General features: G+C 61.5%; 1 protein-coding gene. It reads right to left on the minus strand.

Annotated elements, in window-relative coordinates; genetic code table 11:
* Positions 1-50: 50 nt before the first annotated feature.
* A partial coding sequence (locus tag ACR0KL_RS22705; protein WP_480777547.1) for a BCCT family transporter occupies positions 51-1,742 on the minus strand: 1,692 nt, incomplete at its 5' end.

The following is a 1,742-nucleotide window of genomic DNA, read 5'->3' on the forward strand; positions in this document are numbered from 1 at the left end:
AAAGCGCCGCCCTTTTGGGCGGCGCTTGGATTGTTTGTGTTTTGATTGGTTTATTCTGCGGCCTGTGGTGCCTCGGCGTGTTTGTCACGCTGGCTGTCGCGGAACAGCGCCTTGGCGAGGGCGACCATCATCAGGCCCATCACCATGGTAAACGGCAGCGCGCCGATGATCATCGCGTTGCGCAGAGCGTCCATCGGGTTGTTCTCACCCGCTGCAAGGATCAGCGCGCCGATCACCGCCAACAGGATCAGACCCCAGATGATGCGGTGCTTGATGCCCGTCTCCTGGCTGCCGCCCGACATGATCGTGTTCATCACCAGGATGCCCGAATCCGCCGAGGTCACCAGGAAGGTCATGATTAGTACAACGCACATCACGTTCAGCATCGACAACAGACCGCCGTCGATCATGTAGGACAGCGTCACGAACAGCTTGTTGGTGTTCGAGGCCCCGATGATCGCGCCTCCGGCTTCACCGGCCAGTTCCAGATCGATCGCGGTGCCGCCCAGAACCGTCATCCATGCAAAGCAGACCAGCGCCGGTGCGAAGACACAGCCCAGGATGAACTCACGCACGGTGCGACCTTTCGAGATGCGCGCCAGGAACAGGCCAACGAAGGGCGAGAACGCAATCCACCAGGCCCAGTAGAACGTGGTCCAACCTGCCTGCCAGCCAAACTGACGACCCTGCTCACCGGCGGCATAGGCCGCGGCCAGAGTGGCCTCGTCGAGTTCCGCTGCTGCGCCTTCCAGGCCGCTCTTGAAGCCGTCATAGCTGCCCCAGGCATTGGTCGCGCCACCCATCAGGGCATCCGCATGGGCCTGAGCCTCGGCCGGCAGAGCCGCCGCAAACGCCTCGGCCGAGAGCGGACCATAGGCACCAAAGCTCAGCGACAGGAAGTGCAGGATGTAGTCCACCAGCGCGGTGCCATAGGTGGTCATCGCAAAGACGAACGAGCCGAAGACGACAAATGTGCCCAGCAGGATGATCGACAGCACCAGGTTCAGGTTCGACAGGTACTTAACACCTCGTCCAACACCCGACACAGCCGAGATGATCGACAGGCCCATGATCACCAGCAGACCTGCAATCAGGCCAACCTTCGACGGGGCCGGAACGTCACCGCTCAGGTCCATGATCCACTCCATCCCGGTGATCGCATAGACACCGTCGATGAACTGGCTTACGCCATAGCCGATGGTCACCGACACACCCAGGATCGTTGCCACAACGCCCAGAACGTCAACCACATGGCCCAGGAAGCCGTTCATCAGCTTGCCGAACAGCGGCGTCAGCGCCGAGCGGATGGTCAGCGGCATGTTGCGCGTATAGGCGTAATAGGCCAGCGACAGGCCGGTCACCACGTAGATCGCCCAGGCGTGGAAGCCATAGTGCAGATAGGTGTAGCGATAGGCCGACTGGACCGCCTCGGGCTCATTGCCCGGCACGTCGCCCGCGACAACCACGGGGTTCGAGCCCCACAGGCCCAGGGGCTCGGCGGTGGCGAACACCATCAGGCCCACACCCAGACCGGCGCCGAACATCATCGAGAACCATGAGAAGTTCGAGAACTCGGGCTTTTCCCCGGGCGTGCCCATCACCCGCTTGCCGGTGGCCGGCAGCAGCGCAACGATGGCCAGAAAGAAGAAAAACAGACCTACGATGATGACGTAGAAGCTGTTGAAAACCTCCAGAATCTGAGAGTTCCAGCTGCCCAGAGTGCTGTTCGCGTTCGCCGGAAA

This window comes from Ruegeria sp. C8 (assembly GCF_056537565.1).